Raw genomic sequence first — 13,407 nt, forward strand, 5'->3', positions numbered from 1 at the left:
TCGGCCTGCTTCGCCGCGACCTTGGCGTCCGTGATACGCCGCTCGGCCTGCTCCAGCGCGGCACTCTGCGAGGCGGCCTCAGCTGCCGCCTGCGCTGCCGAAGTGGTCGCCTGCACTGCCGAGGTAGTGGCTCCCGCTGCGGACTGAGTGGACTTCTCCTGTTCCTTCAGCGCCTCCGAAATGCGCTTCATCGACGGCACCGCCACCGCCGCCACCCCGGCGAAACCGGCACCGGCCGCACCGAGAGGACCGATCAGCGCGCCGACACCCGCCGCCAGACCAGCCGCTACAGGGATGGCCGCCACCGCCGCCAGCGCGGCCGACAGCGCACCGAGTGCGCCGAGCGCGCCGGAGATGTCGACGTCGACCTTCGCCCGCGCCACCTTGCCGTCGACCGTCGCCAGCCCCGCGTCAACGGCGGCGAGCTCGGCGAGCGCGGACGCGATATCGACCCGCACGTCCGCGGACACGCTCTCGCCATCCAGGGCGGACAGCTCGCGCTGAATCGCGGCGACCTCGGCGAGTGCGGCGCCCGCGTCCAGGTCCACGCCGACCGTCTTGTTCGCCAGCTCCTGCATGCGGGTCCGCAGCTCAGCGATCTTGACTTGAGCCGCGGTCGAGTCGGCGTCGATCTCCGCTTTCGGCAGGCTCTGAAAGGCCGTCTGAAGGCGGGCCTTGAAAGCGCGGGCGAACGCGCCGCCGACCTGGTCGCCGTCCCGGGGTGCCTGCTGCTGCTGACGCCGCGTCTGCTCTCTCAGTGGCTCATAGATCCCGCCCAGGCCGTCCTTGATGCCCCGCTGAATGTCCTTGCTGATCGCCTGGCCGAGGTCGTAGGCGCCAGGGAGAAGCTGCTTCTTCAGGTCGGTAATGAAGCCCTTGGCCGACGGGACGACAGGGACGATGACATCGCCAGCAGTGAACTCGGCCACGACTCACCCGCCTTCTGTGAGTCATGGAGAAAGGTGCGGCTAGGCGCCCTGCGAAGCCCCTTGTGGGACGGGTTTTGTGCTGCGTACGGTCGCGGCCTCCGCGCCAGAGCCGACGACCGTGCCCTCGATCCGGCCGCCGTTGATGCGATGCCACATCGCGTCGAGCTGCGCCGGGGTGAGCTCGCGTTTCCTCCGGCCGGTCTTCTTCACCCCAGGCCGCGGGACCGGCGCCGGAGGTCCGCCCTTGCCGCCATTGACCCGGAGGGTGACGTGGATCAGCCACCGGACGGAGTCGATCAGCGACGCCAGCAGCATCTCCGTCTGCGACCACGCCCCCTGAGAGGGGTCTGCGCCCTTACTCGCCCGCTCCATCTCCGCGTCGCTCATCTCGTTTCGCAGCGCGGTTTTCGTCGCGGACTCGGGCGGTAGATGCCGGATCAGGTTGCCCACCAGCCGCCAGGTGAGCCTTGACTCGCCGCCGCCCGGCCGGAACAGGTCGCGCAAGTCGGTGCGGTGGCAGTGAATCCACAGGTCGGCCTCGATCTCGTCGCCGTACCGGTCGACGAGCGCGGCGAGGCCGGCTATTCCCCCCGGGTGAGGCCCTGATAGTGCGTCGCCGAGGCCTCGATCAGGGCGTTCAGGTCATCGCCGGAGACGCCCTTGATCGCGCGGAATCGCTCGTAGTCGTCGCCGAGGAGTTCGGCGACGAAGGCTCGCAGGCTGCCGTCGCTGGTGCCGAGGTCCGCGGTGGTCTGCCAGTCGGCGGACCCGGACGGCTGCATGGTGAAGAACTCGCCGTCCACGTCGAAAACGAACGGCTCGGCGACGGCTTCGCGTTTGCGGTCGCGCAGGCTGAAATGCGAGACCGGGGTACCGTCCTGCTTGATCATCTTGGGCTTGGGGGGCACTAGGAGTTGACCTCATCCAGATCGGGGGCCAGGTAGGCCCGGTAGAGGGTGTTGTTCGCGGCGTCCGGGTAGGCGGTGACCGTGATCTCGAAGCCGCGCATTTCGTCCTGCTTGGCGGTGTCATCGCCCCGGTCGGTGATCTCCCCCTCGGGCACGTAGATTCGCTCCCACAGGTCGCCGTCGTAGATGTCGAAGATCCAGGCGCGCCGGTCAGGCGTGACGGTCGCGGACTCGGCGTATCGCACGATGCCGTCAATGTCCGGTACCAGGGCAGACAGCGGCTGCCGGGACATCACCGACCGGACGATCGGGCGGCGCGTCTCCCACAGGGTGAGCTGGAAAGTCCGAACCGACTTGGTGACGACGGTGCGGAACGGAGCCGACTGCCCCCACGCGATGAACTGCTCGGAGTCCTCGTCGAAGGCGGTGGTCAGGCCGTCTTCGGAGATGGCGCCGAGCGCCAGAAACGGGGCAACGGGCGCGTTGCGCGGGTCGAGTGGCTGAGCGGTGCCAAGCGGGGCCGCCCAGCCACCGCCGTTCGCGCCGACCATGGCCAGATCATCGGAGCGAGCAATGGTAACCATGAGGACCTCCTTGAATGACGAAAGCCCCGGCCGTGAGGCTCGGGGCTGGAAGCGCGGCCAGGTCAGGCCGGGTGAACAGTGATTCGGTAGGTGGCGCCGAAGCGGCGTAGACCGGTGTTGTCGTAGGGCAGAGGCCGCGGCCCGGTGAGAGTTTCCACCCGGGTCACCACGGCGTCACCAGCCTTGTTGCGGGCCAGCAGATTGTGCAGCGCCCATTGCACGTGCAGCGCCGCGGCGGATGCCCCGTCGCGGGTGGCGTCGAACACGTCGACGTCGACAGTCGCCCGGTCCAAGCGGAACCCGTCGTATGGGCCACCGATGCGGCGAACCTTCGCCACGGGGACGAGGGCGTCGAGGTCGGCCGGCGTCTCGGACATGGAGCGGAGGTTGTCGACGTTGGCCTCGATCCACGAGGTCAGGAGTGCTTCGACGTCGATCATTCGCGGGTCACTCGGTCGACAGCGCGCCCCAGGACCCGCTGGCCTTCACCGACGCGGCGGTTACCAAATTCGATGGCGGCGGCACTGCGAGCATCGTTTTTGATCTTCGCCCAGGCGCGGTCACCCGTGCCGAGCTGGATCGGGCTCCCGCTCTGCCCGGACTCGATCGTGAAAGAGTCGGCGTACTCGCCGGACTCGCGTGGAGCGTCGGCTTCGGCGTAGGAGACGACAACCCGCGCCCGTGTGATCATCTCTCGTTCCATCTGCGCCGACCGCAGCATCGCGCCGATCTGCTTGGTGTTGGGCTTGAATCGAGCACGGGCCACGGGCCCTCCCCTCTTTTCAGCCGACAGTCCGCTCCAGGCGGATCTCAACGCCACCCGCAGTGCCGGTCAGAGGTGATTTCCAGGGTTGCGGCTGCCCTTGCACGGTGAACACCCGGCCACGCAGCCGGGCACGGTCAGTTGCCCGGATGTCCGTGCCGTACGGGGCGACGACCGTGAACAACTCCACCACCTGGTCCTGGGCGTCCAGACGCTCGCTGGTGCCGGTGTTCCACGCCGCACACCCGGCCACGGGAATCTCCCGATCGGCGCCAGGCACGTAGTTCCCGGCGCTGTCCCGGGTCGACGAGGCAGCTCGGAGGATCACCAGGGTTTCGCCTTGCGGGAACGGCGCGGGCATCAGTACCACACACCTTCACGCCAGCCCTCGCCCGGCCAGTCCGGATCGATCGTCGGCGGCCACGACGCCGCCGGCGTAGCCGTCTCCGGGGTCGGGTCGATGGTGAACGCTCCCCCACGCCCCGCGAGGCGTTTCAGGGCCGCCGTTTCCGCCTTGGTGAGATACAGGCCCGCCTGCGGACGCTGAACCGTGTACGGGCCGACCGACTCCGATGAGACACCCTGCGGGTTGGCGTACGCCCGGCCGGCCGCGGCGAGCACCACCGCGCTGGCACCCGACGGGAGCGGCTTGACGATCGATTCGGCCAGCAAGGTGGCCTGGGCGATCAGCAGGTCCGCACGCGCTTCGTTGATCTCCGCGAGGTCGAGGTACAGGGCGAGATCCACGGCGGTCAACGCCACAGCGACCTCCTACAGCGCCTCGATCGCTTCGACCCAGGCGGCCAGGTCGGCGGACGGGTCGAGTTCTTTTGACCGCTGCCGGGCGCGGTCGGATGCCTGCTGCCACTCGGCCGGGTCGTCCAGGGCGCGGATGGTGGCCGCCCAGGCGTCGGCGTCGGTGACCTCGCAGAAAACACCCGCGTCCGCGAGGGCTTCCGACAGGCCTGGGGTGGGGTTGGCGATTACCGGAATTCCGCTGGCCATTGCCTCCACCGCGACGCGTCCCCATGACTCCACGTGGGACGGCATCAGCAGTACCCGGGTGCGGGCGTACACCTCATCCCGCATTCGCTCGCCCGGCACCTGGTCGATCCACTCGGCGTTCGGCAGGTTCTCCTTGATCTGCATCCCGTAGGCGCCCTCGACGGCCAGGAACCGGTGGTCCGGCAGCCGCTTGGCGAGGTCCCAGAAGAGCTTGGCGCCCTTGGCCGCGTTCATGTTGACCAGGGTGATCCGATCCCCGGGCACCGTGGAGTAGTCCTCGGCGAACACCGGGGGCCGCACCACAATGGAGTTCGCCGGCCGCACCCACTTGGGGTGCTCGGCGAACTGCGCCTCAGCCTCAGCCCGCAGGTGCAGGCTGTTGTAGACGACCAGCGCGCACGACCCGGCGGCGATGTTCTTGAAGATGATCGGCGCCGGGTTGTGCGCCAGGGCCACGAACGGGATGCCGTAGCCGCGGGCCAGAGCGCCGGCCGCGGGCACGTTTTCGTACTGGCTGATGACGACGTCGGCATGCCGGATCGCCGTCCCGAAATCCAGCCGCGAGGCCAGCGGAACGACTTGGACGCCGTCGACCGAGTACGGGTCGCGGGCCTTGCCGTACCGCGACAGCCACACACTCACCTCGTGGCCGCGAGCCGCCAGCGGACGCAGCATGGAAAACAGCGCCCACTCGCCGCCCGCGTTGTGATGCGGAGGAGCCGAGTGGATGCGCACCACGATGCGTTTCGGCTTGGACGCCCGCCCGGCAAGGGCCTGAACAGCCGGGGAGGGCGGAACCGGTTCGGTCCCACCCTCCGGCGTGGCCACGCTCTTCGGTGCTCGCTTCGGCGGACTGTCCCCAGCCGCCCGTCGACGGGGCGGCATCAGGAGACGTAGCCCGCGCTGGTGTACTTGACGAACGCCTCCGGGTCGCCGAGCACGAACCCGTAGTACGCCTCGGCGAGCAGCAGGACCAGGTTCTCCTGGAACGCCGAGTGGACGCCGCCGTCCTCATCCACATACGTCGCCTCCGCCGACACCCGGACGGTGATGTCCATGCCGACGCCGTACGCGGCCTGCGACCAGTCGCCACCGATGGCTCGCAGGCCGGTGTCGGTGGAGGTCGACTGGCGCCGGTGCTTGCCGCTGACACTGCGCGAGTAGGCGAGCGGCTCACCGATCAGCGTGCCGGCCACCGCCTGGTCCATGCCCGGCGTGGTGGCGTCCACGAAAATCGGGCGGCCGTTGGCGTCGGTCTGCAGCAGCAGCCGCGGCTTGAGCCGGTGGTCGGCGGCGAACCCAGTGAAATCCCAGTCATCGTCGACGACCTCGGCCATGCCGTTGACCAGGTCGGCGTAGAGACCGCCCGCCGAATCGGGGGCAGTGCCGAGCGCCACATACTTCGTGGTCTCGATCAGGTGATCCCCGAAGGGGCCGGTAGCTCCCTTCATGGTCTTCCCGTGGATGGCAGCGCGGTCGAAGGCGCGGGCGAACGCGGTCGGCAGGTCCTTGTTCAGCTGAGTCCACAGGCCGCCGGCGTTGGTCTTGTAGACCTCCTCCGAGACCGGGATCAAAACCGCCAGCTTCTTCGCGGTCATCTGCTTGACGTCCACCCCGCCGCTGGACAGGGGCTTCCTTGAGCCCTGCCCCACCCAGTCAGCCGTCGGGACATCCAGCGGCACGGGGATGCTTGTGGTGGCGTCGATGGCCAGCGGAGCACGCCGCGCCAGCGACATGACCGCCGACTGCTCCACGCTCTTTTCGAAGATCGGCCCCGTCAGAGTGCGGGGCAGCAGGGCATCGTCGACGTTTGAGAGCTTCAGGGGCTCGGTGGCCACCATGGATTCCTACTTTCAGCAGCTCACTTGCGCTGCGACTTAAGAAAAGCCTCGAAGGTCTCTTCGGGGCTGGTAGATCGAGATGCATTCGCACTGGATGCCTGAGTCCGGTCCGGCGCGGGCGGCCGGCGTTTGTCCGGCTCGGCCGGGACGCTCTTTTTGGCCAGGTGCGGCTTGCGTTCCAGCAGGTCGGCCAGATCGGCCTGGATGCGCTCGGCATCGATTTCGCCGTCAGGGTCGGTATAGACAGCAAGATCCAGGAAGGCGATCGCGTCTTCCGGATCGGCGAACGCAACCGCCAATGCGCGGACCTCCGCCCGGACAGCCCGGGTAATCAGCCCCTGAACGCGGTTTTCTGCGCCCTCGGCGCGGGCGACGGCCTTCTCGGTGTCGCTCTTGTCCCGATCCTGGAAATCCCTGAGCTGCCGCTCCAGATCCCGCTGAATCCTGTTGGCTTCACGTAGTGCCCTGTCGGCGTCACGCCGGGCCTTACGCTCCTGCTCCAGTGCCGCCTTGCCTGTACTGCCGAGCGTGCTGTCGTCGCTGCGGGAGGTATCCGTCGCAGAGCCCTCCACGGTCGGCTCTACGCCCGTGGACGCAGAGTCGTCGTGCTCGGTGGTGGTGTCGTCAGCCATCGCGGCCTCTCAGATAACGGCCTGCGCCATCGCGGCTACGGCCATGGGAAATCACCCGCGCGAGGCGGGGAGTCATTGATGCAGTCAGTCCTCGCGGCCTTCGAACGCCCTGCGCCAGGCGCGGAGCTTGTCCTTCATGCCGCGCTCATGACCGGTAGAGACGGTGTAGAGCCGATCCCACTCGTCCACATAGGCGGGCGGCTCCCACCGCTGACCTCGGAAAATGGGATAAACCGTGCAGGAGCAGTGGGAGTGGAATTTGTACTTGCCTTCGCCTTCGAACTGGTCGCTCGCGGCCCCGCCGGCGGTTTCCTCGGACTCGTAAACTGGCCCCCGGCTCGCCATAAGCGCACAGAAGAAGCAGGCGTCAGGGCCGGTGGTTCTCCCCCAGCCCAGCACCTCGGGATCCTCGCCCATCGCCTGGGCGATCGTGTCGCGCCCCACGTCCGCCACGACCTTTTGAGCAACGCCCGCGGCTTTCTCCTTGGCTACAGCGAGGCGCTCTTCGATCGGCGGCGGGTTGTCCGCCTCGGGAATCCACAGGTCCTTGACGGCCCACCGCAGCGACGCCTCGGCTTTACCGGGCGGAATCTCGGCCGGGGCGGGCTGGAAGATTCCGCGAACCCCCGCGGTGTCACGCTCGTCGGCGTAGTGATCCGCAGCAAGCGCCCCAGACATGCCTGCGAAGCGCTGTAGCAGCTCAATGACCGCTTCAACCCAAGCTGGGATAGTGGTGGCGAACGCGCCAAGGCGAATCAGCTCCCACAGTGGAGCCATTTCCTCGACCAGCTGAGCAGATAGAGCACGCTGTGCGTCCTGGTACTCAGCCGCCCGCTCCTGTTGCGCCATCGGTGACCGTCACCTCCGGGCGAGTGCGTTCCCGACGGTTGGCGGCGATCGCGTTGCCGACCTCAGCAAGCGCCTGCCGCCCAGCCGACCGACGCCGGTCGGCGTGGACGCGTTGCCGCTGCCCTTCGGTCAGGCCGACCATCTCCAGCGTCACGTCGGAGTCCGCAGGCAGGATCTGCTGCTGAACCAACTTGACCGCGGCGTCCGTCTGGGCTGCCATCGTCGGTGTGGCCGGGTTGCGCCACACGGTCTCAATCCGGCGGGTCCGGTCTGGCAGCTCACCGGTCTTGATGAGGATCGCCAGGCGGAACACCTGCGACCAGGGTGTGTTGAACAGGCTCTGCTTGCGCTCGGCCCGTTTGACCAGCTGGGCTTCGGTGGAGCGGATCGCATCCGCGCTGGCCGGGTTGTCGGTCGTGTAGCCCAGATAGTGCGGCGGCAGCCCGAGCTGGGTGGCCATGATGCGCGCGTACAGGTCCACGATGCGGGTGCTGACCGACGGGTCGTAGGCGGCGAACTGGCCGACCTGCGGGACCTCGCCGTCCTCGTCGCGCTCCAGCGCGAGCACCCGGCCGAGGTAGGTCTCCCACGCTGACAGCGGGTTGCCTTCGGCGTCCTGGAATGCCGATTCGCTCGCGCCCAGGATGTACCGCTGGGGGGCGCCGTAGAACTCACGGGCGACCTCCATCCCCATGAGCGTCCGGCACGCCGCATCCGTGATCGACATGACCGCGGGGGTGATCTCGCTGCGCCCGACCCGATCCGCCGTGCGCTGCCGGTTGGAGATCCGCACCACCGGCACCACGCCGAGCTGGTGGTCGTCGCGGTCGATGACCTCCCACCCGGTGGTGGTCTGCACCACGTGGATCGAGGTGTCCGGCAGGTACAAAACCGCCGCGTCGTCCTCGCCCAGCCTGTACAACCGCAGCGCCGAGGTGACCGCGCGGGCTCGCGCGTCATAGAACACCGTCATGTCCAGCGGCGACTCCACCGAGATCAGCGGCGGACAGTCGTCCGTGTCGCAGTCGCCCGAGCCGACGGCCACGTACGCCCGGCCGTAGATCAGCGCGTCCAGGTGGGCGAGCTGGGACTCCGCGACGAGCTCGTTCGGCTCCCAGATGTCGGCCAGCTCACCGGAGTCGTCGGGGGCGTCCTTGTATCGCCACGTCTCGATGTCGAGGCGCTGCTCCAGGGCGTCCACGCCGATCTGCGGCCACCCAATGACCGTGTGCAGACCCCGAAGCTGAGGCGGGATCGAGATCCCCAGGTCGCGAACCCGCTGCTCGCCGTTGTAGTAGCAGTCCCGCAGATCCAGCCGGAACCTGTCCGCCATCAGCTCGCCGCGCAGAGCCGCCAGCAGCAGGCGCTCGTCGTCGGACAGGGCCAGCAGCGGCAGTTCGGGAATCGTCGCGGTCACCGCAGCACCACCGCCCGTCCCTGTCCTCTACGGCCCAGACCCCTTGAGACGGCGTCCACGCGGGCCTGCCAGGCGAGCATCGCGGCAATCGCGGCGTCGATCTTCCTGTGGCTGGTCGGGTGTTCCTTGGCGATCTGCAGGCCGGACCGGGAACTCCGGCGGCGGGCGTTCAGCATGTGCCTGGTCAGCGCGAACGACCCGTCGTGACTCAACTCCCCGTTGACGATCGCCGCGTGCAGCTGCTCCAGCGCCCGCACGACGAGGTTCGTGCGGTTCATCCACCACTCGATGGGGTGATGCTGCGAGGAGCGGACCCTCAGGCGCCGGCCATAGGTGTACTCCCAGTTCGCCACGTACGACCGCCAGTCAGCCGCCGGGTCGGCGTAGAACCCCACCACCCGGTACCGCTGGAACGCCGTCCGCACCGCGGCCTCAACCTCGCTGGTCGGCACCCACCAGTCCCGGCCGGCAGGGCCGTCAGGCTGCTCCCACACCGCGATCTCGAATAGGTGTCCATCACTGACGCGGCACCCGATCAGGGCCGTCGCGTCGGTGATGCCTCGCTCGCGGTGACGGCTGCCGTCAAAGCCGAGCGTGACTCGCTCGCCATCCGCCACGACCTTCGTCGCGTCCATGCACGCGGCCCATTCCGGCTGCGACAGCCAGGAGTCGGTAGCGTGAGTGATTTGGTTGAGCCAATCAGATCTTGACGTTTGCGGGTCACTGCCCATGTCCCAGATGTCGGCGCGCATCCGCTCGATCGGCGCCCATCCTGGGGGGCAAGGCGGATCATGCAGAACGCATCCGTCTGGATGGTCCGACGAGTCCCCGTACGCTATCCGCAGGCCGGCGATCAGGGATTCGTAGTCCTCCAGGTCCGTTTCGGGAGGTGCTTCCCGATGGTCGTACAGCAGGCCGTCTTCGCGCGCCTTGCCTTCGAGGATGCGCTTGTAGACCTCGGCTGACTGCTCTGCCACGGACCCTTCGCCTGGCGTGTAGGCGTTGGGCGACTCGATGGTGGAGCCGCCCAGCTTCGCCGCGTTGATCCGCATGACCTCGGCGAGTCGGACGCCGCCGTTGGACGGAACCCATTCCTCCGTCTGGTCCATGATCGAAAACACGGGCTTGTTGCCCTTGACGCTGCGAGCCGACGCCGTGATCGGCTCCATGCGCCCCGTGGGAAGGTTGACGAACGTCTCCAGCGGCTCAAGACCCGGATAGTTGTCCAACACCGGCCCTTGAAGCATCTCCAGCAGCGGCATCCACGAGTTCTTTGTCTGAAACTCGGATACGGCAGCTATCTGCACGTACGGAGTGCGGACCGTAGCCCACCCCTTGCCTATCGGCTGACCGGACGCGTCCCAGCCGTCAAACAGGACCGGGCCAAGCCCCTCCAGGCATGCAAGGGCTGCCAGAAATGGGCTTTTACCCCAGCCGCGTGGGCGACTGATCACCCCACGGCGGTACTTGCGCTTGCCCGTGATCGGATCAAGCTCATACCACCGCAGGATGAAGGCCGCCTGCTCCTTGGTCGGGATGTACGGCTCGTACTCCGACCTGTCAGGCGCCGCAAGATTGCAGGTGATCCACTCCAGGCACTCCCAACCCAGAGTCGGGAAGTCCTCGGGATGGGACGGGCTCCAGGGCACGTCTCACCCCCTGGCGCTTCATTTTCAAGTCTCAGATCAGGCGTTTTCGCCGGCCTCACGCTTGACGCCAGGCAGCACCCTGAGGTCGCCGTATCTCTCCCGGGCGGCCGACGCCGCAGGAGGCCGCTTGGCGTCCTTCTCATCGGCGTCGGCGAACACCAGCCGCAGGCGAGCCCTGTCCTCCGGGGTAGCGCCGAACTTCGCCACCCGCAGCCGCACCTCAGCCGCGAGCGTCCACTGCCCCTTGCTCCACATGGCGTCATGCATGAGCGCCGTATCGAGCAGGAAGTACCAGTCCGACTCAATCATCACGTCGGCCTGCGGCGAGCGCCGCCACATCTCCCACCACGCCCGGGTGCGCGGATGCCAGTCAATGTCCGCGGGCAGGTCGGGGGCTTCGGCCCTCTCGAAGCGAAGAACGGTCTGCGGAACATGATCAGCGTTCGTGCGAGCCCGCCGATGGGCGGCTTTGGGGGCAGGGCCACGACCAGCCACGGAGGATCACCTCCATGGCGTCGTCAGATCAGGTCAGCGATGACCCCGGAAAGATCGGCAAGGACGGAGGGTGCCGCCTCGAAGCGGACGCCCGTGATGGCGATGTAGCGGCGGTCGCCGTAGATCTCGATCGCGGCGCCGTCCTCGCGCCGGATGCGCCGACCGGCTGGCACATGGCCGCGGCCGAAGACGTGCAGGCCCTGCCCTGAGGCCGATATCTCGATGAACGTGGCCGGCAGGCGATCCAGGATCGCTCTCGCCCAGGGCGCGACCACACCGTTGGACAGGCAGTGGTCCAGGTCGATGCAAACGACGCCTGAGTCATCCAGCACGAAGCCGAGGCCGACGCCGTTTCTCGCCCGGGAAGCTTCCCGGTAGGTGGTCCACGTCGACCGGTCGGTCACCGAGGCGACCCGGCGCCACTGCGTCGTCACCGGAACCTTGCGGGCTGTGCGCCGCACCCAGTTCGGTCGTGCTGTCATCTCCGCCGGCACTGTGCGACGGCGGCGGCTCGCCCGCTGACGGCACCTCGCCGAGCAGTACTTCGCAACGCTACGGGCCAGCGGACGCAAAGGGAGGCCACACGTCTGCTCTGCGCACTTAAAGTTACCGGCCATGAGTTCATGATGTCACACATAAGCAGCTATTGAGCTGCGAATACTACAGATCAGCGAAGATCATCTCATGTCACAGAGAGTCATAACCGCATGCCCCAGACCCGTAGCCGAGGACAGCCCGTATACCTGCCGATTCGACTTTTGCCGGGGTGGGGGATATACCCCCAGGTATCACACAAATCGGACATTTGTTGGTTACGTTGCGTGAGTATGAGCGGAGGGTCTTGGTCGGCGTGTGCCTGGGCGATCTCGGGTCCGCACATGCAGTCGGGCTCTGACGTTGGAGTCTCGTGTCCAATCAGATCGTCGACGTGCATGGTGCGGGGTGTGTTGCTCATCGCGTCGTAGTGCACGTCGGCGCCTTACTCAGCTGGATGCCCGCGCGAGCGCCTGCTGTGTCCGCTCAATACGCGTAGGGGTCGTAGAACTCTAATGCTTCACCTGCATCTGAAATCTTGCTTACGGCGTCTGCGAAGCTCTGCTGCTGGGTGCCGTCGACGTAGATCCCCCATGCGTCACCCTGCACTGGTGTGATCTTGAGTCGGTCTCCTAGGCCCGTTCCCTGCCAGGTGCCGGTGAGTTCGACCCTCACCTTCCCGACGTTGGTCTTGACGTCTACCTGGGTGACGCCCTCGTCGGGGCCTGTGGGGTCGTTCTCGTCGAACCCATCGATCACGACGTCGATGGCGTGGTTGAGTCTCGCGAATGACTTGGCGTCGAACCTTGTCTCGACGGGGTGGCCGTCGTCTCCGAGGTGCCGAAACCCGAACTTCTTGTCGTCGGTGAGGAAGACGTCGAGGTCGCCGTTGCCTGTGTCTACACGGCTGGAGGCCTTCATGCGGGTCAGGGCGTTGTCGATGCTGTTGAGGTCTTTGCCGTTGAGCTGCAGGGCGGGGGCGTCCCGCAGTTCAGCTGCTGAGGAGGCGTCGCCTTGGGCCAGCCGTAGCGAGTACTTGCCCTCCCCGTCTTTGCGGACCAGGGCGGCCAGGCTGGAGCGTGGGCGGCCGTCAGCGTCGAGCTCGGTGCGCTTGATCCACGCCTCCTCGCCGGCGTCTCTGCCTTCGAGGCTGAGGTCACCCAGGTAGTACCTCAGGTCGGAGACGCTCTCCTCGGGCAGGCGCACCGAGCCCTTCGGGGTGGCGATGGTGATGCTCCCGTCCAGGTGGGAGTCCAGTGCGATCTCGTCGCCGCCGCGTATGGGGATGTCGGCGCCGGCGATGGCGTCGGGCATGCCTCGCCTGGAGGTTCCTCCTGCGCGGCTTGCGCCGCTGCCGGCGAATTTGCCGTCCGGGTCGCGCGGGTGGTCATGCTCGGTCCAGGCGCTGGCGCTGTGGCGTCCCACGCTCACCTCCGGTGGGGCTGGTGTGCTCGCCGGCCCTGCACGCAGGCGCCGGGCATGGCTGTGGAGCCGACTCCCGTGGAGGGGCGGCGGAGGGTGGTATGAGTTCGCGCGGTCTCGGCGTTGCCGCTGCGGCTTTTCCTGCGGTGATTACGGAGCGCTTATATAAAGCCCGGCATTCTCGGCGTAGGTCACGCTGTGTTCACCGCTGGGGAGGCTGGACGAGCAGCCCTGCTACTCCGGCGAGGACGGTGAAGTCGCAACCAGGGAAGGAGTTCTTGAGTGCGGCGGCGACCTGCGCGCATCCTTCGGGGCCGGGGTCGTCGGTCAGGGCGATGAGGACCTTGTCGCCTGGGCGGAGGACGATCATGGCGGGGAC

At 67.5% G+C, this 13,407-nt stretch carries 18 protein-coding genes; all 18 read right to left on the reverse strand.

What is annotated here, in order from left to right; genetic code table 11:
* Positions 1 to 929, reverse strand: a 929-nt coding sequence (locus ACWEF2_RS10330; RefSeq protein ID WP_453813823.1) for a hypothetical protein, incomplete at its 3' end; no start/stop codon positions are given.
* Between the two features lie 39 nt (positions 930 to 968).
* Entirely contained in the window at positions 969 to 1,433 is a 465-nt protein-coding gene (locus ACWEF2_RS10335) for a hypothetical protein (RefSeq protein WP_453813825.1), read from the reverse strand.
* Between the two features lie 77 nt (positions 1,434 to 1,510).
* Positions 1,511 to 1,837, reverse strand: coding sequence for a hypothetical protein (locus tag ACWEF2_RS10340; protein WP_453813827.1), 327 nt, complete (start codon positions 1,835 to 1,837; stop codon positions 1,511 to 1,513).
* Positions 1,837 to 2,421, reverse strand: coding sequence for a phage tail tube protein (locus ACWEF2_RS10345; protein WP_453813828.1), 585 nt, complete (start codon positions 2,419 to 2,421; stop codon positions 1,837 to 1,839). Before ACWEF2_RS10345 ends, ACWEF2_RS10340 begins: the two co-directional genes overlap by 1 nt.
* 62 nt (positions 2,422 to 2,483) lie before the next feature.
* Entirely contained in the window at positions 2,484 to 2,861 is a 378-nt protein-coding gene (locus tag ACWEF2_RS10350) for a hypothetical protein (RefSeq protein WP_453813830.1), read from the reverse strand.
* Complete coding sequence (locus tag ACWEF2_RS10355; protein ID WP_453813832.1) at positions 2,858 to 3,187, reverse strand: hypothetical protein; 330 nt, start codon at positions 3,185 to 3,187, stop codon at positions 2,858 to 2,860. The genes ACWEF2_RS10350 and ACWEF2_RS10355 overlap by 4 nt, the downstream gene beginning before the upstream one ends.
* Positions 3,188 to 3,203: 16 nt before the next feature.
* The gene (locus tag ACWEF2_RS10360; RefSeq protein ID WP_453813834.1) at positions 3,204 to 3,545 is read right to left on the reverse strand and encodes a hypothetical protein; all 342 of its coding nucleotides are present in this window, start codon (positions 3,543 to 3,545) and stop codon (positions 3,204 to 3,206) included.
* Complete coding sequence (locus tag ACWEF2_RS10365; protein ID WP_453813835.1) at positions 3,545 to 3,946, reverse strand: hypothetical protein; 402 nt, start codon at positions 3,944 to 3,946, stop codon at positions 3,545 to 3,547. The genes ACWEF2_RS10360 and ACWEF2_RS10365 overlap by 1 nt, the downstream gene beginning before the upstream one ends.
* A gap of 9 nt (positions 3,947 to 3,955) precedes the next feature.
* The gene (locus ACWEF2_RS10370; RefSeq protein WP_453813837.1) at positions 3,956 to 4,864 is read right to left on the reverse strand and encodes a glycosyltransferase family 4 protein; all 909 of its coding nucleotides are present in this window, start codon (positions 4,862 to 4,864) and stop codon (positions 3,956 to 3,958) included.
* A 209-nt stretch (positions 4,865 to 5,073) separates the two neighbouring features.
* Positions 5,074 to 6,030: a phage major capsid protein gene (locus tag ACWEF2_RS10375; RefSeq protein WP_453813839.1), complete on the reverse strand. Its 957-nt coding sequence runs from the start codon at positions 6,028 to 6,030 to the stop codon at positions 5,074 to 5,076.
* A 20-nt stretch (positions 6,031 to 6,050) separates the two neighbouring features.
* Positions 6,051 to 6,662 carry a hypothetical protein gene (locus ACWEF2_RS10380; RefSeq protein ID WP_453813841.1) on the reverse strand — a complete coding sequence of 204 codons (612 nt, stop codon included), beginning with the start codon at positions 6,660 to 6,662 and terminating at the stop codon, positions 6,051 to 6,053.
* An 84-nt stretch (positions 6,663 to 6,746) separates the two neighbouring features.
* Positions 6,747 to 7,511, reverse strand: a complete 765-nt coding sequence (locus ACWEF2_RS10385; protein WP_453813843.1) for a VG15 protein — start codon at positions 7,509 to 7,511, stop codon at positions 6,747 to 6,749.
* The gene (locus ACWEF2_RS10390; RefSeq protein ID WP_453813845.1) at positions 7,486 to 8,928 is read right to left on the reverse strand and encodes a phage portal protein; all 1,443 of its coding nucleotides are present in this window, start codon (positions 8,926 to 8,928) and stop codon (positions 7,486 to 7,488) included. Before ACWEF2_RS10390 ends, ACWEF2_RS10385 begins: the two co-directional genes overlap by 26 nt.
* The gene (locus ACWEF2_RS10395; protein WP_453813847.1) at positions 8,925 to 10,577 is read right to left on the reverse strand and encodes a terminase; all 1,653 of its coding nucleotides are present in this window, start codon (positions 10,575 to 10,577) and stop codon (positions 8,925 to 8,927) included. Before ACWEF2_RS10395 ends, ACWEF2_RS10390 begins: the two co-directional genes overlap by 4 nt.
* Before the next feature lie 36 nt (positions 10,578 to 10,613).
* The gene (locus ACWEF2_RS10400) at positions 10,614 to 11,072 is read right to left on the reverse strand and encodes a phage terminase small subunit (RefSeq protein ID WP_453813848.1); all 459 of its coding nucleotides are present in this window, start codon (positions 11,070 to 11,072) and stop codon (positions 10,614 to 10,616) included.
* 23 nt (positions 11,073 to 11,095) lie between these two features.
* Positions 11,096 to 11,689, reverse strand: a complete 594-nt coding sequence (locus ACWEF2_RS10405; protein ID WP_453813850.1) for a bifunctional DNA primase/polymerase — start codon at positions 11,687 to 11,689, stop codon at positions 11,096 to 11,098.
* Positions 11,690 to 12,092: 403 nt separating this feature from the next.
* Positions 12,093 to 12,920: a hypothetical protein gene (locus ACWEF2_RS10410; RefSeq protein WP_453813852.1), complete on the reverse strand. Its 828-nt coding sequence runs from the start codon at positions 12,918 to 12,920 to the stop codon at positions 12,093 to 12,095.
* Between the two features lie 310 nt (positions 12,921 to 13,230).
* On the reverse strand, positions 13,231 to 13,398 hold the full coding sequence (locus ACWEF2_RS10415) for a hypothetical protein (protein WP_453813854.1): 168 nt from the start codon (positions 13,396 to 13,398) through the stop codon (positions 13,231 to 13,233).
* Positions 13,399 to 13,407: the final 9 nt, after the last annotated feature.

It is taken from the genome of Streptosporangium sp. NPDC004631 (assembly GCF_053601935.1).

What these genes read in the sequence shown, in the direction of transcription:
- ACWEF2_RS10370 (WP_453813837.1), bottom strand. Translation starts at nt 4,864, where the DNA reads ATGCTGCGTCCGCTGGCGGCTCGCGGCCACGAGGTGAGTGTGTGGCTG.
- ACWEF2_RS10385 (WP_453813843.1), bottom strand. Translation starts at nt 7,511, where the DNA reads ATGGCGCAACAGGAGCGGGCGGCTGAGTACCAGGACGCACAGCGTGCT.
- ACWEF2_RS10360 (WP_453813834.1), bottom strand. Translation starts at nt 3,545, where the DNA reads ATGCCCGCGCCGTTCCCGCAAGGCGAAACCCTGGTGATCCTCCGAGCT.
- ACWEF2_RS10375 (WP_453813839.1), bottom strand. Translation starts at nt 6,030, where the DNA reads ATGGTGGCCACCGAGCCCCTGAAGCTCTCAAACGTCGACGATGCCCTG.
- ACWEF2_RS10410 (WP_453813852.1), bottom strand. Translation starts at nt 12,920, where the DNA reads ATGCCCGACGCCATCGCCGGCGCCGACATCCCCATACGCGGCGGCGAC.
- ACWEF2_RS10380 (WP_453813841.1), bottom strand. Translation starts at nt 6,662, where the DNA reads ATGGCTGACGACACCACCACCGAGCACGACGACTCTGCGTCCACGGGC.
- ACWEF2_RS10415 (WP_453813854.1), bottom strand. Translation starts at nt 13,398, where the DNA reads ATGATCGTCCTCCGCCCAGGCGACAAGGTCCTCATCGCCCTGACCGAC.
- ACWEF2_RS10350 (WP_453813830.1), bottom strand. Translation starts at nt 2,861, where the DNA reads ATGATCGACGTCGAAGCACTCCTGACCTCGTGGATCGAGGCCAACGTC.
- ACWEF2_RS10345 (WP_453813828.1), bottom strand. Translation starts at nt 2,421, where the DNA reads ATGGTTACCATTGCTCGCTCCGATGATCTGGCCATGGTCGGCGCGAAC.
- ACWEF2_RS10405 (WP_453813850.1), bottom strand. Translation starts at nt 11,689, where the DNA reads ATGGCCGGTAACTTTAAGTGCGCAGAGCAGACGTGTGGCCTCCCTTTG.